This is a genomic window from Nocardioides lentus, assembly GCF_039529515.1.
Taxonomy (GTDB): domain Bacteria; phylum Actinomycetota; class Actinomycetes; order Propionibacteriales; family Nocardioidaceae; genus Nocardioides; species Nocardioides lentus.
Genome location: NZ_BAAAMY010000004.1, coordinates 530237 through 549426 on the forward strand (window position 1 = coordinate 530237; position 19190 = coordinate 549426).

Annotated in this window: 18 protein-coding genes and 1 tRNA gene; 16 read left to right on the forward strand and 3 right to left on the reverse strand. The window is 75.3% G+C overall.

From position 1 onward, the window contains the following. Positions 1-21: 21 nt before the first annotated feature. Entirely contained in the window at positions 22-1314 is a 1293-nt protein-coding gene (mdo, locus tag ABD158_RS09275; protein ID WP_344006384.1) for an NDMA-dependent methanol dehydrogenase, read from the reverse strand. Positions 1315-1558: 244 nt separating this feature from the next. Here mdo and mftA point away from each other — a divergent pair, with 244 nt between their 5' ends. Genes mftA through ABD158_RS09305 form a run of 6 tightly spaced genes read left to right on the forward strand, consistent with a single transcriptional unit; the run spans position 1559 to position 6065 of the window. After that, a complete protein-coding gene (gene mftA, locus ABD158_RS09280; protein WP_344006386.1) occupies positions 1559-1654 on the forward strand; it encodes a mycofactocin precursor MftA in 96 nt (31 codons plus the stop codon). A 1-nt stretch (position 1655) separates the two neighbouring features. Then, the gene (mftB, locus tag ABD158_RS09285; RefSeq protein ID WP_344006388.1) at positions 1656-1958 is read left to right on the forward strand and encodes a mycofactocin biosynthesis chaperone MftB; all 303 of its coding nucleotides are present in this window, start codon (positions 1656-1658) and stop codon (positions 1956-1958) included. Beyond that, on the forward strand, positions 1955-3250 hold the full coding sequence (gene mftC / locus ABD158_RS09290; RefSeq protein WP_344006390.1) for a mycofactocin radical SAM maturase: 1296 nt from the start codon (positions 1955-1957) through the stop codon (positions 3248-3250). The genes mftB and mftC overlap by 4 nt, the downstream gene beginning before the upstream one ends. Beyond that, on the forward strand, positions 3247-4011 hold the full coding sequence (gene mftE / locus ABD158_RS09295; protein ID WP_344006392.1) for a mycofactocin biosynthesis peptidyl-dipeptidase MftE: 765 nt from the start codon (positions 3247-3249) through the stop codon (positions 4009-4011). Before mftC ends, mftE begins: the two co-directional genes overlap by 4 nt. Next, positions 4008-5492, forward strand: a complete 1485-nt coding sequence (mftF, locus tag ABD158_RS09300) for a mycofactocin biosynthesis glycosyltransferase MftF (RefSeq protein WP_344006394.1) — start codon at positions 4008-4010, stop codon at positions 5490-5492. The genes mftE and mftF overlap by 4 nt, the downstream gene beginning before the upstream one ends. Before the next feature lie 54 nt (positions 5493-5546). Beyond that, on the forward strand, positions 5547-6065 hold the full coding sequence (locus ABD158_RS09305) for a hypothetical protein (protein WP_344006395.1): 519 nt from the start codon (positions 5547-5549) through the stop codon (positions 6063-6065). A 7-nt stretch (positions 6066-6072) separates the two neighbouring features. Here the strand turns inward: ABD158_RS09305 and ABD158_RS09310 are convergent, their stop codons facing one another. Next, positions 6073-6444 (reverse strand): YidH family protein, encoded by a 372-nt coding sequence (locus ABD158_RS09310; protein WP_344006397.1) that lies wholly within the window; start codon positions 6442-6444, stop codon positions 6073-6075. A 96-nt stretch (positions 6445-6540) separates the two neighbouring features. After that, on the reverse strand, positions 6541-9231 hold the full coding sequence (locus tag ABD158_RS09315) for an esterase-like activity of phytase family protein (RefSeq protein WP_344006399.1): 2691 nt from the start codon (positions 9229-9231) through the stop codon (positions 6541-6543). 163 nt (positions 9232-9394) lie between these two features. Here ABD158_RS09315 and ABD158_RS09320 point away from each other — a divergent pair, with 163 nt between their 5' ends. The 10 genes from ABD158_RS09320 to ABD158_RS09365 all read left to right on the forward strand — a co-directional run bounded on the left by ABD158_RS09320 (position 9395) and on the right by ABD158_RS09365 (position 19179). Then, complete coding sequence (locus ABD158_RS09320; RefSeq protein ID WP_344006401.1) at positions 9395-12349, forward strand: M14 family zinc carboxypeptidase; 2955 nt, start codon at positions 9395-9397, stop codon at positions 12347-12349. Positions 12350-12677: 328 nt separating this feature from the next. Beyond that, positions 12678-13955 (forward strand): phosphopyruvate hydratase, encoded by a 1278-nt coding sequence (gene eno / locus ABD158_RS09325; protein WP_344006403.1) that lies wholly within the window; start codon positions 12678-12680, stop codon positions 13953-13955. Positions 13956-14043: 88 nt separating this feature from the next. Next, on the forward strand, positions 14044-14490 hold the full coding sequence (locus ABD158_RS09330; RefSeq protein ID WP_344006405.1) for an FtsB family cell division protein: 447 nt from the start codon (positions 14044-14046) through the stop codon (positions 14488-14490). Further along, entirely contained in the window at positions 14487-15020 is a 534-nt protein-coding gene (locus ABD158_RS09335) for a DUF501 domain-containing protein (RefSeq protein WP_344006407.1), read from the forward strand. Before ABD158_RS09330 ends, ABD158_RS09335 begins: the two co-directional genes overlap by 4 nt. Further along, complete coding sequence (locus ABD158_RS09340) at positions 15017-15994, forward strand: Ppx/GppA phosphatase family protein (RefSeq protein WP_344006409.1); 978 nt, start codon at positions 15017-15019, stop codon at positions 15992-15994. Before ABD158_RS09335 ends, ABD158_RS09340 begins: the two co-directional genes overlap by 4 nt. Next, the gene (locus ABD158_RS09345; protein ID WP_344006410.1) at positions 15991-16428 is read left to right on the forward strand and encodes a hypothetical protein; all 438 of its coding nucleotides are present in this window, start codon (positions 15991-15993) and stop codon (positions 16426-16428) included. The genes ABD158_RS09340 and ABD158_RS09345 overlap by 4 nt, the downstream gene beginning before the upstream one ends. Then, positions 16425-17285, forward strand: coding sequence for a uracil-DNA glycosylase (locus tag ABD158_RS09350; RefSeq protein ID WP_344007010.1), 861 nt, complete (start codon positions 16425-16427; stop codon positions 17283-17285). The genes ABD158_RS09345 and ABD158_RS09350 overlap by 4 nt, the downstream gene beginning before the upstream one ends. Positions 17286-17321: 36 nt before the next feature. After that, entirely contained in the window at positions 17322-18260 is a 939-nt protein-coding gene (locus ABD158_RS09355) for an ABC transporter ATP-binding protein (protein WP_344006412.1), read from the forward strand. Continuing rightward, the gene (locus tag ABD158_RS09360; RefSeq protein ID WP_344006414.1) at positions 18257-19021 is read left to right on the forward strand and encodes an ABC transporter permease; all 765 of its coding nucleotides are present in this window, start codon (positions 18257-18259) and stop codon (positions 19019-19021) included. The genes ABD158_RS09355 and ABD158_RS09360 overlap by 4 nt, the downstream gene beginning before the upstream one ends. An 84-nt stretch (positions 19022-19105) precedes the next feature. Further along, a tRNA-Leu gene (locus tag ABD158_RS09365) sits at positions 19106-19179 on the forward strand. Positions 19180-19190 lie beyond the last annotated feature (11 nt).

Below are 19190 nucleotides of genomic sequence, written 5' to 3' on the forward strand. Positions count from 1 at the left end.
CCCCCGGCGGCGCGGTGAGGCTCAGGTGAGGAGGTCGTCCAGGTCGCCGTTCATGCAGTGGTCGACCACGGGGCGGACGGTCTCGAAGGTGCACTCCTTGGCGTTGCCCGGCGTGCAGGCGTCGCCGAGGACGTGGTGGGTGATGCGGTCCACGTCGGCGTCGTCGCCGGTGATCACCTTCTGGTCCTCGTAGAACTTCGTCGGACCCTCGCCGAGACGGTTCTTGGAGTAGGTGTCCTTCGTGACGTCCACGAAGCGCTCCGTGATCCCGACGTCGCGCAGCAGGCGGATCGACGCGGCCAGGGCGGCGTCCGCGGCCTGCACGGTCGTCATGCCGCCGACGTCGACGCCCATCGCCACGGCGATCTCCGCGAAGGCCTTGTAGCGGGCCGGCATGTTGAACGCCCAGACCCGCGGCAGCGCGATCGCGTTGTTGAGTCCGTGGTGGGTGTCGTAGAACGCCGAGACCGCGTGGCTGATGGAGTGGATGATCCCGAGCCCGCCGGAGTTGAAGGCCTGCGCGGCGATGTACTGGGCGTACATCATCCCCTCGCGGCCCTTCAGGTCCTGGCCGTTCCAGACGGCCTCGCGCAGGTTCTCGCTGGTCAGCTTGATGGCGCGGATCGCGTTGCCGAGGCTGGGCTCGAAGTTGAGTCGCGAGACGTACGGCTCGGAGGCGTGCGCGAGCACGTCGAAGCCGCACTGGGCGGTGTAGTCGACCGGGCAGTCGTAGTAGAGCACCGGGTCGTCGATCGCCAGGGTGGTCACCGAGGCGTCGTCGAAGGCGACGTACTTGTGGGGGTTGTCGGGGTCGGTGGTGGTGTCGGTGATGACGTAGGCCCACGAGGTCTCCGACCCGGTGCCGGCCGTCGTGGAGACCGCGATGTGGGGCGGGTTCTTCGGGTTCTCGGACATGTTGAAGCCCTCGAACTCGTTGACGTTGCGGCCGTCGTGGGCCACCGAGACGCGGGCGCCCTTGCACGCGTCGTGGGAGGAGCCGCCGCCGATGGAGACGAAGGAGTCGCACTGGTTCTCGGTGTACATCGCCACCGAGTCCATGACGTTGTAGTCCTTGGGGTTGGACTCGACCTTGTCGTACACGACGACCTCGAGGCCGTGGTACTTCATCGACTCCACGATCTTGTGGACGATGTCGGTCCCGCGCAGGCCCGAGGTCATGACCAGCGTCTTGCGGAACCCCAGCTTGAGGGCCTCGGGGCCGATCATCTCGTGGGCGCCGGGGCCCATCAGGGCCCGCGGGAACGGGTGGAACTCCTTGATCGGGAACGGCTTGAGCAGCTCGTCGACTTGCATGGGTGGGTCTCCTCCTGGGCTGCGCGACTCTGCGCGGTGGGGGCTGGTGGTGCTGCTCACGGACGCTAGGAGCGGCGGCGTCGTGGCAGTAGGAGGGGATCGACAAACGCACCCCACAGCCAGGCACGCACCTGCCCGACCGGGCAGGTACGGCCCTCGCGGCGGACGGTGCCGGCGGTGCCGGGGCTTCCTAGCGTGGTCGGTGAGCGGGGCCGACGGGGCGCCGCCGAGGCGAGGAGGGCACATGGAGCCGGAGCACACCGCGACCGACGGCGAGGCGCTGACCAGCGAGGAGCTGGTCGAGGAGGTCTCCATCGACGGCATGTGCGGGGTCTACTGAGATGACCGCGGGGACGCAGCTCGGCCGGGACCGACGCATCGGGGAGGCCGAGGCCTGGAGCCTGAGCGACTCGGTCGCGCTGCGTCCCGAGCCCTTCGGGGCCCTGCTGTACGACTTCCACACCCGCCAGCTGAGCTTCCTCAAGACGCCCACCCTCGTCGCCGTCGTGCGCGGCCTGGCCGGGGCGGGCTCGGTGGGCGACGCCCTCGACGCCGCCGCGGTCGTCCCGGCCGAGCGCCCGGCGTACCTCTCGGCCCTGGCCACCCTCGCCCGCACGGGCATCATCAAGGAGCGCGCCGCATGACCCTCGCCCCCGAACGCCCGGACGCCCTCGCCGACCCGGCGGCCCTCGAGCCGGTCCTGCCGGTGCGACCGGTGCCGGCGCGCAACCGGCTGGTCGACCAGTTCGAGCTCGGCCTGGACGCCCCGATCTGCCTGACCTGGGAGCTCACCTACGCCTGCAACCTCTCGTGCGTGCACTGCCTGTCGAGCTCCGGCCGTCGCGACCCCGACGAGCTGAGCACCGAGGAGTGCAAGGCGCTGATCGACACCTTCGAGCGGATGCAGATCTTCTACGTCAACATCGGCGGCGGCGAGCCGACCGTGCGCAGCGACTTCTGGGAGCTGCTCGACTACGCCGTCGAGCACCACGTCGGCGTGAAGTTCTCCACCAACGGCTTCCGGATCACCCCCGAGCGGGCGGCGAAGCTGGCGGCGACCGACTACGTCGACGTGCAGATCTCGATGGACGGCGCCACCGCGGAGGTCAACGACGCCGTGCGCGGCGCCGGCACCTACGACGCCGCGCTGCGGGCGATGGCCAACATGCAGGCCGCCGGCATGACGGACTTCAAGCTCTCGGTCGTGTGCACCCGCCACAACATCGGCCAGCTCGACGAGTTCAAGGCCATCGCCGACACCTACGGCGCCCAGCTGCGGCTGACGCGGCTGCGGCCCTCGGGCCGCGGCGCGGACGTATGGGACGAGCTGCACCCGCTGCCGGAGCAGCAGCGCGAGCTGTACGACTGGCTGGTCGCCAACGGCGACCGGGTGCTGACCGGGGACTCGTTCTTCCACCTGGCGGCCTACGGTGACGCGCTGCCCGGGCTCAACCTGTGCGGCGCGGGTCGCGTGGTCTGCCTGGTCGACCCGGTCGGCGACGTCTACGCCTGCCCGTTCGCGATCCACGACCGCTTCAAGGCCGGCAACGTCCGCCGCGGTCACGCCGACGCCCGCGGCACGCAGGTCGACGGGTTCCAGGGCGTCTGGCAGCACTCCGAGCTGTTCGCCGACCTGCGCAACCCGCAGACCGGGGGAGCCTGCACGCAGTGCTCGGCGTACGACGCGTGCCGGGGCGGGTGCATGGCCGCGAAGTTCTTCACGGGCCTGCCGCTGGACGGGCCGGACCCCGAGTGCGTCAAGGGCAACAGCACCGAGGCCCTGGCCGCCGTCGACCGCAGCGTGCTCCCGGGGCAGTCGCAGGACCACTCCCACACCGGCACGGTCCGCAACGCCCCCACCGGGGTGGTGCCGCTGACGCTGATGCGGCGCAAGCCCGCGAGCGCCTGCGACGAGAGTCCCGTGGCGGGGATGTGACGACCCCGCGCCACGTGCACCACGCGCTGGCGCAGCGACGGTGGCCGGGCCTGGAGCCGGACGGCGCCGGGACCCTGGTCCTGGTGCCGGTCGGCTCCACCGAGCAGCACGGCCCGCACCTGCCGCTCGGCACCGACACGATGATCGCCTCGGCGGTCTCCCGGGTCGTCGCCGAGCGGCTCGCGGCCGCGGGGCGGGCGGTGACGGTGGCGCCCGCGCTGTCCTACGGGGCGTCGGGGGAGCACGAGGACTTCCCCGGGACGGTCTCGATCGGTCACGAGGCGCTGTACGCCGTGCTGGTGGAGATCGGCCGCTCGGCCTGCCGGTGGGCGCAGGGCCTGGTGCTGGTCAACGGCCACGGTGGCAACGTCGCGGCCGTCCGCCGGGCCGTCGAGCTGCTCCGCCACGAGGGGCGACCGGTCGCCTGGACGGGGTGCGGCGTCCCGGGCGGCGACGCCCACGCCGGGCGGACCGAGACGTCCCTGCTGCGCCACCTCGCCCCCTGGTCGGTGCAGCTCGGCCTGGCCGAGCCGGGCGTGACGACGCCGGCCGCGGAGCTGATGCCGGAGCTGCGGGCGCGCGGGGTGCGGGCGGTCTCGCCCAACGGCGTGCTCGGCGACCCGACGGGGTCGAGCGCGGTGGAGGGTCGGGAGGCGTTCGACGCCGTCGTGGAGCGGGTCCTGGGCGAGCTGGTCGACGTCGACGTGGGCGACGACGGGCGGCTCCGGGCCCCGGCGGTCCGTGCGGGGACCGCGTCGTGACCCTGGCACCGGAGCGGGGGACCGAGCGGGCGGCGGGCGGGCCCGCGCCGGCGCCGCTGCCCGCCGGGTTCGCGGTCCGCGCGTCCCGCCGGACCCGGGTCGCGGCGACCGACGACGGCGGGCTGCTGCTGCTCGGGGGGACCGCGGGCACCGTGCTGCGCCTGTCCGCCGCCGCGGCCCGCCGGCTGCCCGACGGTCCTCGCCCGGGGCTGGTGGTGCGGGACCCGACCGACGCCCGGCTGGCCCGCGCCCTGCTCGACGCCGGGATGGCCGACCCCGACCTCCCCCCGATCCCGCGCGACCTGGCCGGGGTCACGGTGGTGGTCCCCGTGCACGAGGACGCCGCCGGGCTCGCGACGCTCCTCGCGGCGCTGCCCACTGCGGTGGCGGTCGTCGTGGTCGACGACGCCTCGGCCGACCCGGTGCGCGTCGCCGCGGTGGTCGCGGGCCGGCCGGGAGCGGTGCTGCTGCGCCACGAGGTCAACGCCGGACCCGCCGCGGCACGCAACACCGGCCTGCTCGCGGTGGGCACCCCGGTGGTCTGCTTCTGCGACGCCGACGTCGTGCCGGGTCCCGGCGCACAGTGGCTCGAGCGGCTGCTCGGTCACCTCGACGACCCGCAGGTCGGCCTCGTCGCGCCGCGCGTCACCGCGCTGCCACCCGCCCACCCGGCGCCGGAGCCGTGGGTCGCGGCGTACGAGCGGGCGCGGTCGTCGCTGGACCTCGGTGACCTGCCGGCCGCGGTGCGGCCCGGCGGGGCGGTGTCGTACCTGCCCAGCGCCTGCCTGCTGGCCCGCACCGCGGCCGTCGCCGACGGGTTCGCCACGGCGATGCGGGTGGCCGAGGACGTCGACCTGGTCTGGCGCTGCGTGGGCGCCGGCTGGCGCGCCCGCTACGAGCCCGCCGCCTCCGTCGGCCACCGGCACCGCACCGACCCGGTGGCGTGGCTGCGGCGCAAGGCCTTCTACGGCTCCGGCGCGGCGCTGCTCGCCGCCCGCCACGGCGACGCCGTCGCGCCCGCCGTCCTCGCGCCGTGGACGGCCGCGACGGCCGTCGCGGTCCTCGCGCAGCGTCGCTGGTCCGCCCCGGTCGCCCTCGGCGTCGCGGCCCTGACCACGCACCGCCTGGCCGGCCGGGTCCCGCACGCCGTCCACCCCCACCGCGTCGCGGCCCGCCTGGTGGGCTCCGGTCTGCTGGCCACCGCCCAGCAGACGGCCGGCCTGGCCCTGCGCCACCACTGGCCCCTCGCGCTCACCGCCTGCGTCGTGTCGCGTCGCGCGCGCCGGGCCCTCGTGGTGGCCGCGGTCGCGGAGGGCCTGGCCGACCGGCACCGGGTGGGCGCGACGACGGACCGCGTCGGCTACGTGGCGGCCCACCGCCTCGACGACCTGGCGTACGGCGCGGGCCTGTGGTGGGGCGCCGTCCGGGCGCGCTCGCCCCGGGCCCTGCTGCCGCGGTGGACCACGACCCGCCGGCGCTGACCGGCGGCCGGACGCCGATCGACGGACCGGGTCGCGCGGGGTGAGGATGGGCGTGTGATCGACGACGAGCTCGCGCGACGCGGGGAGCAGCTGCGCACCCAGGCGCCCGTGGTGGTCACCGACGGCGGGCTCCTCCTCGACGAGCCCGGTGCGCTGGCGTGGGTCGAGGTGCGTCTGCACGACCCGGGTGCCCTGGTCGTCGTGCACCTCGCGCACCGGCGTGGACCGGCCGACGACCGGCACGACCTGGTGGCGCTGTCGCGCTGGTACCCGGAGGACGAGGTCGACGTGGAGGTCGACTTCGTCGTCGACTTCGAGGCGGCCGGGCACGGACCCCAGACCCGCCCCGACACCGACACCACCGGTCGGGGGCTGCCGGTCCGCCTGCTGCACACGGGGGGCGGGTCGTCGGGCGGCAGGACCGAGGACAGCTGGTGGCTCCCGCGCCACCCGGAGCACGAGCTCCTCGTCCGGCTGCGCTGGGTCGACGGCTCCCGGGCCGGCGAGGTGCGTCTCGACACCACCGGGTGGCCGGCTCTCGCGACCCGGGTCCGGCGCCTCCGCACCGGCTGAGGTCGGCTCAGAGCGAGAGCAGGACGGTCACGGTGACGCCGACGATCAGCGACGCCACCCCGATGCCGAACGCGAGCCCCCCGCCGAACCCCGGCAGGTGGCCCGTCGTCCGCAGGGCCCGCTCGGTGCGGTGCCAGCGCCACCAGCCCTGGGCGACGCACGTCGCGGCGAGCACCAGGAGCCACAGCGAGAGCAGGGTGCCCGTCACCCGACCGAGCTCGAGCACGGGGGAGTGGACCGCGACGGCGCCGGCGATCAGCGCCATGCCCGTGCGGACCCACGCCAGGTAGGTCCGCTCGTTGGCCAGCGAGAACCGGACGTCGGGGTCGACCCCGTCGTCGTACACGCGGTGCGGCAGCCGCCGCGGTGCCTCGCTCACGGTCCCATCCTCGCGCACGCGGAGAGGGCCGCCGGACCCGAGCCGCCGGACCCGAGCCGGTGGACTCCCCGGCTCGGGCCCGGCGGCCCGGTGACGTCAGCCGCGCGGACGGAAGACGGTCACGGTGACGGGCTCGCTGGCGGAGCGCGGTGCGGCGTCGCCGCCCTGGAACACGGCGCGGTACGTCGTGGTGCCGGGACGCTGGCCGGGGAGGCGGAAGATCGCGGTCCCGTCGACGACCTCACCGCGACGCACCACGCGCCCGCCGGAGCGGAGGACGACCGGGCCGTCCACGTCGCCCGGGCCGACGACGACCCGCAGGGTGAGCGTGTTGCCGGCCCGCACCCGCCGCGCCGAGGGGCGCAGGACGGTGGTGGTCGCGAGCTCGTCGGCGAAGACGTCGCGGGCGGCGCCCAGGTCGCTGAGCACGGTCTCGCCGGTGGCGTCGTCGAGCCCGTCGTTGTCGGTCACCGCGAGCACGCGGCCGTCGACGACGGCGAGGCCCTCGAGCTTCTCCTGGGTCCAGCCGCGCGGCTCCTGCAGCACGGGGAGCACGTCCGCGGCGAGTCGCTTGGTCAGCGTGGCCGTGACGGCGTCGGACCCGTCGCCGGCGCCCGCGGGGACGTCGACGGCGTAGACCCGCTTGACGGCGGGGGCGTCGTCGGCGGCGGCGCCGACCAGGTCGTCGCGCTCGATGACGGCGAGGCTGTCGTCGTCGAGGGCGACCACCTCGCTGAGGCCGACGCGGGAGCCCTCGGCGGCGGGGGCCTCGAGGTCGTAGCCGTACCAGGTCCAGCTCCGCGCGGCGACGTCGTAGCGGCCGATCCGGGCCTGCGTCTCACCGGTCAGCGGGCTCTGCAGCGCGACGTACAGGGTCTCCTCGTCGCCGGTCCCGACGACCGTCACGCCCTCGAGGCCCCGGCTGCCGAGGCGGGCGCCGATCGTGGCGGGCAGGGAGACACGCTCCTGCACGACGCCGTCGTCGTCGACCCGGAGCAGCTGGTTCCCGGGCCCGGTCGCGCCCTCCGAGGCCAGCCAGAAGCCGCCCCGCGGCCGGGCCGCGATGCCCTCCAGGTCGAGCGCGGGCGCCTGACCGTCCTCGGTGACGACGTCGAGGTCGGTGATCAGCGCGGGGGACACGTCGGTGCGGACCGTGTAGATCCGCCCCTCGGTGTAGGCCGAGTCGCTGATCGCGTAGGCCGTCCCCGGCTCGTCGGGGTCGGCGGTGAGGCCGCTCAGGGCGCCCCAGCCGACGGGCGGGTCCGCGGGGGCGGGACCGGTGAACCCGGACACGATGCTCGGGAAGCGCGAGGGGCCCTCCCCACGCTCGTAGACCCCGACGGTGGCGCGGACGCCGGCCTCGGCGTCGTCGGTCTCGGAGGAGACGACCATCAGGTCGCGGTCGGGCACCGGCAGCAGGCCCTCGGGACCGTTGGTGGTGGGCAGCACCGCGACGAGGCGCGGGGTCCGGGGGTCCGTCATGTCGTAGGTCGCGACGACGTTGGACCGCTCGGAGCCGACGAACACGTAGGGGACCCCGTCGTAGACGTCGAAGGCCATGCCCTCGGGCTCGCTGCCCTTGTTGTCGGCGCGGGCCTCGTTGTGCAGGCCGTAGCGCACGGCGATCCGCTCGAAGGAGTTGCCCGCGTCCCAGACGACGTCGCCGGTGGCGGCGTCGAAGACGGTCCAGCCGCGCGACCCGCCGCGCAGGTCGCCCTCGTTGGCGGTGGCGAGCAGGCCGTCGCCGACCCACTGGACGGCGTCGGGCTCGCGCTCCTCGGTGATCGAGCCGGTCTGGTCGATCACGCCGTCGTCGGCGACGTCGATGCCGGGGACGGTCGCCTCGCCCGTGGAGAAGGCGCCGGTGACCTCGCGGGTGGCGAGGTCGAGCAGGACGACGCCGTTGTTCTCCTGCAGGCTGACGGCGGCGACGCCGTCGGCGATGTCGACGTACTCGGGCTCGGGGTCGCTCGGCGCGTACAGCCCGGCCTCGGCGATCACCGGCAGCGGGGCGCCGGTGCCGTCGACGAGGGGCACGTCGGTCGCGGTCCAGTCGGCGGGGTCGGCGGCGGAGAGGTCGATGGTCTGGATCGACCCGGGCGGGGCCTGGGGCAGGTCGCCCTCCTCCCCGCCACCGTCGGGCGTGCCCTCCTCGTCGCGCTGGTTCTCCATCGCGACGACGGCGGTGTCAGACGCCTCGTCGACGGCGATCGAGTCGGGCTGGCCGCCGAGGTCGAGGCTCGCGACCCGCTCGCGGCCCTCCAGCGCGACGACGTCGAGCCGTCCGGAGGGGGCGTCGAGGTCGGTCGTGGTGTCGACGACGACGAGCACGTGGTCGCCGACGACGGCCACCGAGGTGGGGGAGTCGGTGTCGGCGCCGAGACCGGTGAGGTCGATGCTGCCGTCGCCGACGGGGGCGGCGGGGTCGGTGATGTCGAGGAACCCGATCCGCTGCCCGGCGGCGTCGGTGTAGACCACCGTGGTGCCGTCGTCGGTCACGTCGGAGATCTCCGCGACGGTCTCGGCGTCCGGGTCGACGCCCTCCGGCACGTTGCGGAACACCGGGTACGTCGCGGTGCGCTCGAAGCCGACCTGCCCGGCGGCGCGCGCGTCGGCCCGCTGCTCGGCGGTGCGGGGGACGTCGCCCGGGCCGGGGTCGGGGTACGACGGGGCGGAGCCGGCCGTGGCGGTCGTGCTCAGGACGAGCGCGAGACCGGCGACGGCCGCCGCGGCCGGGCCACCGCGTCGGCGGCTCGGGAGGGAGGGGAGGGCTCGGGGCGTGGGCATGGCCGGGATCGTGTCGGCGCGAGGTGTCGACGGCCCCCCGCGGGCGATGACCGCTCGGTGAACAGGCGCGGTCGGGACCCGGACGAAAGCGTTATCGAACTGCGACCCGCCACGGCACAGGTTCCGCAAAGATCCACTCACCCACCCGAGAGGAACCAACCCTGTGAGCCGTATCAAGCCACTGGCGGGCGGCAGCCTCGCGCTGCTCCTCACCGGCACCCTCATCGCCGGCGCCACCAGCGCCGGCGCAGCCCCGGAGGACGGCGTCCGCGCGCCCGACGCCCGCAGCGCCGCGCCCGCCCCCGCGCGCGCCGTGCAGACCTCGCCGGAGGTGACCGCACGCAAGCTCGCCGCCGAGTCCGCCGTGCCGGCGCCGCCCGCGAGCTACCCCTTCCAGCCCCGGCTGAAGGTGTTCCCCGACAACCCGGCCGACGCCTCGATCGCGCGCGGCGCCTTCCCCTACGACGAGATCGCGCCGCGCCTGCAGCGGGTCATGCGCCGCACGGACGCGGTGTCGACCCAGGTCGTGGGCCAGTCGACCCAGGGCCGCGACATCTACCTGGTGACGCTCACCGCGCCGGAGACCGAGGAGCAGACCGCGCAGCAGACGGCGTGGCGCGAGGCGATCAAGGACGACGCCGCCGCGGCGGCCACGGACACGGCGCTCCAGGCCGGCTACAAGATGCCGATCTGGTTCAACGGCAACATCCACGGCAACGAGTGGGAGGGCGCCGACATGACGCTCGACTACATCGACCGGGTGGTCGCCGACTACGAGGCCGGCGACTCCGCGGCGCTCGACATGCTGCGCGGCAGCCGCATGTACTTCACGGTCACCAACAACCCCGACGGTCGCGTCAACGGCGTGCGCGCCACCGCGCTGGGTCTCGACCCCAACCGTGACTTCATCACCAACACCACGCCCGAGACGACGATCATCCGGGACCTCACCGACGACATCCAGCCGCTGTTCTTCTCGGACCTCCACGGCTACACCGGCAACCTCCAGGTCGAGCCCACGGGCCCGCCGCACGGGGAGAACTACGACTACGACCTCTTCATCCCGCACGCCTACGAGTCGGCGCTCGCGATCGAGGACGCCGTGGTCGACGCGAACATTGCGGGCAACCCGCTGACGCCGGCCGGCGGCATCCTGATCCCCTACCGCGACATCCCGTCCGGCTGGGACGACTGGCCGCCGATCTTCACCGCGCAGTACGTCGCCTTCCAGGGCGCCGTCTCCAGCACCGTCGAGCTGCCCCTGGGCCGCGGCACGGCGCCGGTGGGCGTCAGCCAGCCCGAGCGCACGCGCATCAACAAGGAGGTCGGCGCGGTGGTCATGGACACCACCGTCGACTACTTCGAGGCCAACGCCGACGCGCTGCTCGACAACCAGATCGAGACCTTCCGCCGCGGGGCGGCGGGCGAGCCGATCGAGCCGATCCTCGACCCCACGACCGTGCCCGGGCCCACGCAGTGGCAGTCCGAGTGGGACGCCGACGGGGGCGAGGCCTACGCCGCGGACCTGCCGCGCGCCTACGTCATCGGCACGGGCGCCACGCAGCGCTCGGAGTCCGACGCGGCCGCGCTGGTCGACTTCCTCCTCGCCCACGACGTCGAGGTGTCGCGCGCGACCTCGGAGTTCACCGTCGACGGCACGACGTACGCCGCCGGCTCCTACGTGGTCGACATGCACCAGCCGATGCGGGGGCTCGCGAACGCGCTGCTCGACGCCGGCACGGACATCTCCGACCGCGTCGCCGACATGTACGACGTCTCCGCCTGGGCGCCGGGCCTGATCTGGGGCGCCACCACCGCCCCGGTCGGCTCGACGACCGACGCCGACCTCCCGGTGGCCGTCGAGGCCGTCACGGAGTCCGCGCCGGTGGGGTCGACCCCGCCGACCGGCGAGTACCTGGGCCTCGAGCTGCTCGGCGGCGCCGAGCTGCGGGCGCTCAACGACGTGCTGGCCGCCGACGTCCCCGTGACCTGGCTGCCCAGCGGGGTCGCGGTGCTCGGTGACGACGCCGCGTCCTACGCCGCCGCCTCGGCCGCGGCCGCCGAGCACGACGTCGCCTTCACCGCCGTCGACCCGGCCGTCCTCGACACCGAGGGCGCGAAGGGTCTCGACGACCTGACGGTCGGCTACACCGGCACCGCCGACGACCGCCTGGCGCTCGGCGAGATGGGCTTCGACAGCCTGACGCTGCTCACGACGGCCGGCATCACGGACGGGTCCATCGACCTCGACACCATCGACGTGATGTACCTGGGCGGGTCGCTCTCCTTCAACCCCGCGACCCAGCAGGCCGGGATCGACGCCGTGCGGGCCTACCTGGCCGACGGCAAGGGCATGGCGGGCCGCGGCACCAACGCCGTGAACTTCGCCAACACCTTCGGGCTGCTCAGCGCGACGCCGGTCGCCGGCAGCGGCGCCGGCACGGGCATCGTCGACATCGACACCCCCGAGGGCAGCCTCCTCGAGCCCGTGGCCCAGCCCTACGCGTTCGTCGCGCCGGCCACGTGGTTCACGGCCCTCGGTGAGGGCACCACCGCCGAGGCCCGGTACGCCGAGGGCAACCCCCTCGTCGCCGGTCACTGGAACGCCACCCGTGGCCGCCCGGCCGCGGAGGCCGGTGGCCAGGCGTCGGTCGTCTCGGGCAGCACGGCCGAGGGCGCGAACGCGCTGGTGTTCGGCACCCTGCCGACCTACCGCACCTACACCAAGGGCGCGTACAGCCAGCTCGGCCACGGCCTGCTCTGGGGTGCCGACTCGGTCGAGGGCGTCCAGCCCCCGACCGACCCGGAGCCCCCGGTCGAGCCGACCACGCCGGAGATCGACATGACCCTGGCGCGCAACCCGATCGTCGTGGGCCAGCAGCCGCGGGCCCGCGTCGAGCTCGACCTCGGTGACGCCGACGTCGAGCAGGTCACGCTGCAGATCCGCAAGGCCGGCAAGGTCGTCACGACCCGCACGGTCAACCGGGACGGCTCGTTCCTGATCGGCTTCCCGAAGCAGCCGGCCGGCCAGCACCGCATCCGTGCGGTGGTCCTGCCCACCGAGACCACCACCCGCGCCGCGAGCGACGTGGAGGTCCTCCGGGTCCGTCGCGGCTGACCCGGCACCACCCGGCACCACCTGGCACCACCCGGACCGGGGCGGTCCGGTGCGCACCCCGCGCACCGGCCCGCCCCGTTCCACGTCCCGCGACGGACGCGGCCGACCAGCCCCCGTGGTCACGCTCCGGTGGTCGAGCAGTGACGAGCCCCTGGGCGAGGAGCGTCGGTCGAGACCTCCGTCGGTGTGTGGGGTGGTCTCGACGACGGGGGACGTCGTCGGCGCCCGGGCGCGGGGTGCGCCGTGGTGGGTGCGGACGCCGTTAGGCTGACGGCGCCCGTCCGGGCCCCCGGACGTCGGCGCCCATCCCGACCCCCAGGAGCAGCACGTGGCCTCGATCGCAGCCGTCGGAGCCCGCGAGATCCTCGACTCGCGCGGCAACCCCACCGTCGAGGTCGAGGTGCAGCTCGACGACGGCGCGTTCGGCCGCGCGGCGGTCCCGAGCGGCGCGTCGACCGGGGCGTTCGAGGCGGTGGAGCTGCGCGACGGCGGCGACCGCTACCTCGGCAAGGGCGTCCGTCAGGCCGTCGAGGGCGTCAACGAGACCCTCGCCGCCGCGGTCGAGGGCCTCGAGGCCGACGACCAGCGCCTGGTCGACCAGGCGATGATCCAGCTCGACGCGACGCCCAACAAGGCGACGTACGGCGCGAACGCCATCCTCGGCGTCTCGCTCGCCGTCGCGAAGGCGGCCGCCGAGTCGGCGCAGCTGCCCCTCTACCGCTACGTCGGCGGGCCCAACGCCCACGTGCTGCCGGTGCCGATGATGAACATCCTCAACGGCGGCGCCCACGCCGACACCAACGTCGACGTCCAGGAGTTCATGATCGCGCCCGTCGGCGCCGCGTCGTTCTCCGAGGCCGTCCAGCAGGGCGCCGAGGTGTACCACGCCCTGAAGTCGGTGCTGAAGAAGAAGGGCCTCGCCACCGGCGTCGGCGACGAGGGCGGCTTCGCCCCCGACCTGAAGTCCAACCGCGCCGCGCTCGACCTGATCGCCGACGCCGTGAAGGCCGCGGGCCTCACGCTCGGCACCGACGTCGCGCTGGCGCTCGACGTCGCCGCGACCGAGTTCTGCGAGAAGGGCAAGTACACCTTCGAGGGCAAGAAGCGCTCCGCGGACCAGATGACCGAGTACTACGCCGAGCTCGCCGCGGCCTACCCCATCGTCTCCATCGAGGACCCGCTCGACGAGGACGACTGGGAGGGCTGGAAGGCCATCACCGACCTCCTGGGCTCGAAGGTCCAGATCGTCGGTGACGACCTCTTCGTCACCAACCCCGAGCGCCTGCGCCGCGGCATCGAGGGCGGACAGGCCAACGCGCTGCTGGTGAAGGTCAACCAGATCGGCTCGCTCAGCGAGACCCTCGACGCGGTCGACCTCGCCCACCGGTCCGGCTACCGCTGCATGATGAGCCACCGCTCCGGCGAGACCGAGGACACCACCATCGCCGACCTCGCGGTGGCCACGAACTGCGGCCAGATCAAGTCCGGGGCGCCCGCCCGCTCCGACCGGGTCGCGAAGTACAACCAGCTGCTCCGCATCGAGGCCGAGCTCGACGACGCCGCGCGGTACGCCGGCGCCGCGGCGTTCCCGCGCGCGACGGCCTGAGCGACCCGTGGCCGGCACCCCGCGCCCCGCGACCCCCGGGAGGACCCCCCGGGGGTCCGCGCCGCGCCCGCGGCTCACCGGGCGCGGGATGATCCTGGTGCTGGTCCTCGCGGTGCTCCTCGTGTCCTACGCCAGCTCGCTGCGGGCCTACCTCGTGCAGCGCGAGCACATCGGTGACGTGAAGGCCGAGATCGTGGAGCGTCGCGAGTCCATCGACGCCCTCGAGCGCGAGCAGCGCCGCTGGGACGACCCGGCGTACCTGCGCAGCCAGGCCCGCGAGCGCCTCGGCTACCTGCTGCCCGGCGAGACGGGCTACCAGGTCCTCGACGAGGACGGCGAGCCGCTCGGCGCAGGCGGCACGCTGCCCGCGCAGGACGTGCCGCGCGAGCAGCCCACCGCCTGGTGGGAGTCGACCTGGGAGTCCGTCGAGCTCGCCGCCCGGCCGCCGCAGGTCGCCGAGAAGGAGCAGCCCGCCGAGCGGATCGGCCCGGCGCCGTCCGCCGGCCGGAAGGGCTCCGGGGGCTCGGGCCGGTGACCGCTCCCGACCCCGCCGACCTGGCCGCCGTCCGCCGCCAGCTCGGCCGGCCGCCGCGCGGCGTGCACGCCGTGGGGCACCGCTGCGGCTGCGGGCTGCCCGACGTCGTCACCACCGAGCCCCGCCTCGGCGACGGCACGCCCTTCCCCACGACGTACTACCTGACCTGCCCGCGCGTGGCGTCCCTCATCGGCACGCTGGAGGGCACCGGGGTGATGGCCGGGATGCAGCAGCGCCTCGGCGAGGACCCGGAGCTCGCCGCGGCGTACGCCTCCGCGCACGAGCGCTACCTCGCCGCGCGGGCCGAGATCGAGGCCGAGGTCGGCGAGGTCCCCGAGATCGCCGGCGTCTCGGCGGGGGGCATGCCCAGCCGGGTGAAGTGCCTGCACGCGTTGGCCGCGCAGTCGCTGGCGCAGGGACCGGGCGTGAACCCGCTGGGCGACGAGACCGTGGAGCGGCTGGGGGAGTGGTGGGCCGCCGGCCCCTGCGTCGCCGTCGACGACGCGGCCGGCGAGGCCGCCGGCGCGTGAGCGTCGCGGCGATCGACTGCGGCACCAACACGCTGCGGTTGCTGGTCCTCGCCGACGACGGCCGGGTGCTGCGGCGCGAGAGTCGCATCGTCCGCCTCGGTGAGGGCGTCGACGCCTCGGGGCACCTCGCGCCGGCGGCGCTCGAGCGGGCGTTCGCCGCCCTCGACGCGTACGCCGGGATGCTGGCGGGGCTCGACGTGCGGGCGGTCCGCTGCTGCGCGACGTCCGCGGTGCGGGACTCGGCGGACCGCGAGGCCTTCGCCGTCGGCGTCCGAGCCCGGGTCGGGACGGACCCCGAGGTGCTGACCGGCGCCCAGGAGGCGGCCCTCACCTACGCCGGCGCGGTGCGGGGGCTGCGGGCCGACGTCGGGGCACCGCTGCTCGTCGTCGACGTCGGCGGCGGCTCCACCGAGCTGGCGCTCGGCGCCCCCGGGGACCCCGCGCCGGGCGCCGCGCACAGCATGGACGTGGGCGCCGTGCGCCTCACCGAGCGCCACCTGCACGGGGACCCGCCCGGGCCGGACGAGGTCGCCGCGGCCACCGCCGACGTCGACGCCGCGCTGGACGGCGCCGTCGCCGCCGGGGTCGACCTGGCCGCGGTCGCGACCGTCGTCGGGGTCGCCGGGACCGCCCTGACCCTGGCGGCCGGCCTCACCGGCGCCCGCGAGCTCGCCGCCGTCGACCAGGCGGTGCTGGCACCCGCCGACGTGACGCGCCTGGTCGGCGAGCTGACCGCGATGCCCACCGCGGCCCGGGTGGCGACCGGATGGGTCGACCCCGGCCGGGCCGACGTGCTGCCCGCGGGCGGGCTGGTCCTCTCCCGGGTGCTGGCGCGGACCGGGGCCGCGAGGTTCGTGGCCTCGGTGGCCGATGTCCTCGACGGCATCGGGTACTCGCTCCTCACCGCCCCAGCGGCACCGGCACCACCCATCCCCTACTCTCCAGAGCACCACGACGAGAGGTACGACGAATGAGCAAGCTGACCCTGCTGGCCGCCTTCGGCGCCGGCTACGTGCTGGGCGCCAAGGCCGGCCGCGACCGCTACGACGAGATCGTGGCCGCGGCCGGGAAGGTCCGCAACAACCCGCAGGTGCAGCGCGCCGCGGAGCAGGCCACCGAGGCCGTCAAGGAGCACGCCCCGGTCGTCGCGGACACGGTGAAGGACGCCGCGGCCCAGGCCGCCGGGGCCGCGCAGTCGGCGGCCTCCGAGGCCGCCGACGCCACCCGCCGCAGCGACTCCTCGCTGTCCGACAAGGTCGAGGGCCACGTGGCCCAGGCCGCCGACGCCGTCTCCGACGCCGCCGGCACGGCCGCGGACAAGACCGCGGAGGCCGCCGACGCCGCGAAGGACAAGGCCCAGGAGACCGCCGAGCAGCAGCCTCCGGCCGGGCCCCCGCCGGTCTCCTGAGCGCCACCGCGGACGAGCCGCTCCCGCACCCGCTCACGGGGGAGCGGTTCGTCTCGCCGGTCCCGCCCGGCACCGGCTGGCCCGGTGACGGCGCCGGGCCCGACACCCCCGTGGCCCGCACCCCCGCCGCCGTGCGGCGGGTGGCCGCGGCCGCCCAGCGGGCCGGCGACCTCGCGGCCCTCGACGCCGCGTCCACCGTGTGCCGCGCCTGTCCGCGCCTCGTCGCCTGGCGCGAGGAGGTCGCCGTCACCAAGCGGGCGTCGTACGCGCAGGAGCCGTACTGGGGCCGACCGGCCAGCGGGATGGGCCCCGTCGACGCCCGGGTCGTCGTCGTCGGGCTGGCCCCGGCCGCCCAGGGCGGCAACCGGACCGGCCGGATCTTCACCGGCGACCGCTCCGCCGACTGGCTGCACGCCTCGATGCACCGCGTCGGGCTGGCCCGCCGGTCCACCAGCGTCCACGCCGGCGACGGCCAGGAGCTGCTCGGCGCCCGGATGACGATGGGCGTGCGCTGTGCGCCGCCGGCCAACAAGCCCACCCCCGCCGAGCGCGACACGTGCGCGCCGTGGATCGCGGCGGAGATGCGGCTGCTCACGTCGGTGCGCGCCGTCGTCGCGCTCGGGGCGTTCGGGTGGGGCGTCGCCCTGCGCACCCTCGCCGACCTCGGCCACGACGTGCCCCGCCCCCGACCCCGCTTCGGCCACGGGGCGGAGGTCGTCCTGGCGGCCCCCGCCGGCTCCGGCCGCAGCGACGTCACGCTCCTCGGCTGCTTCCACCCCAGCCAGCAGAACACCTTCACCGGCCGCCTCACCGAGCCGATGCTCGACGCGGTCCTGACCCGCGCCGCCTCGCTGTAGGCGACGCGTCGGGCGCGGAGGGTGCAGCATCGGGGGATGGACGGGGCAGCGGGAGCCGCGATCGAGCTGGTCGGGCTGGAGAAGACATTCCGCACGAAGGACGGTGAGGTCCGGGCCGTGCGCGGCGTCGACCTGCGCGTCGACGCCGGGGAGGTGGTGGCCCTGCTCGGCCCCAACGGCGCCGGCAAGACCACCACCCTGGACGTCGTGCTCGGGCTGACCGAGCCCAGTGCCGGCACCGCCCGGGTCTTCGGGCGGCGCCCGCGGGAGGCGGTGACGGCCGGCCGGGTCGCCGCGGTGCTGCAGACCGGCGGCCTGCTGCGCGACCTCACCGTCGCCGAGACGGTGCGGCTGGTCGCCTCGACGTACGACGGGCGGGGCGGGGCCGACGTCGTCGACGACGTCCTCGTCCGCGCGGGCGTCGCCCACCTCGCGGGCCGGCTGGTCTCGAGGTGCTCGGGCGGCGAGCAGCAGCGGCTGCGCTTCGCGCTGGCGCTCGTGCCGGACCCCGACCTGCTGGTCCTCGACGAGCCGACGGCCGGCATGGACGTGACGGCGCGCCGCGACTTCTGGGCCGCCATGCACGCCGAGGCGGCGCGCGGACGCACGGTCGTGTTCGCCACCCACTACCTCGCCGAGGCCGGCACGTCCGCGGACCGGATCGTCGTGGTGGCGGGAGGTCGGGTCGTCGCCGACGGCTCCGTCGACGAGGTCCGCAGCCGCGTCGCCGGCCGGAGCGTCAGCGTCGACCTCCCCGCGGACACCGGCCGGGGCGACCGCCTGGTCACGGCGGTCCGACGGCTGCCCGGGGTCGTCGGCGTCGTCGTCGAGGGCAGCCGGCTGCGGGTCAGCGCCCCCGACTCCGACGCCGTCGCCCGGGCCCTGCTCGTCGACCTCGGGGCCACCGGCCTCGAGGTCGTCGCGGGCTCCCTCGACGACGCGTTCGCGACCCTGACCGAGGGGGAGGCGCGGTGAACACGACGTACCTGCGCCTGGAGCTGCGGCGCTTCGCCCGCGACCGCGTGAACCTGTTCTTCGTGGCCGTCCTCCCGGCGTTCTTCTACCTGATCTTCGGGGCCACCCAGGACGTCGGCGACCGGTCCGCCGGCGACGGCAACGTGTCCCTGCTGATCCTCGTGTCCATGGCGGCGTACGGCGCGGTGACCGCCACGACGGGCGTGGGCGGGTCCGCGGCGGTCGAGCGGATGCAGGGCTGGGGCCGACAGCTCGGGCTCACCCCGCTGCGCGACAGCGGGTTCGTGGCGGTCAAGGCGACCCTGGCGGTGCTGGTCGCCGTCGTTCCGGTCGGCCTCATCACCGTGCTCGGCCTGCTCACCGGGGCCGAGGGGACGCCCCGGGCGTGGGTGCTCAGCCTCCTCGGAGTGCTGGCCGGCGCCTGGGTGTTCGCGCTCCTGGGCCTGGTGGTCGGCCTGGCCCTGCGCACCGAGGGCGCGGTGGGCGCCACCGGCGGGATCGTCGTGGTGCTCGGCTTCCTCGGCAACATCTTCGTGCCGCTGTCGGGGGTCCTCCTGGACATCGCCCGCTTCACCCCCCTCTACGGCTACGTCGCGCTCGCGCGCTACCCGATCACCGGCGGCGCCGTCCCGGACACCGGCGGCGCCGGCAGCAGCACGGGGGACCCGCTGTGGCTGCCGCTGGCCAACCTGGGCGCCTGGACGCTGGTCCTCGCCGTCCTCGCGGTCTGCCTCGTCCGGCGGGGCCGCGGTCGTCAGTGAGACCGTGGAGCCCCACCGTCCCGGGCCGCCCTGCGGTGCGGCCCTCCGGTGCAGCCCTACCGTGCAGCCCTACCGTGCAGCCACGCCCCCGTGCCCCAACCGGCAGAGGGAGTCGCCTTAAAAGCGACCAGTTCTGGGTTCGAGTCCCAGCGGGGGCACCCGTCCGGTC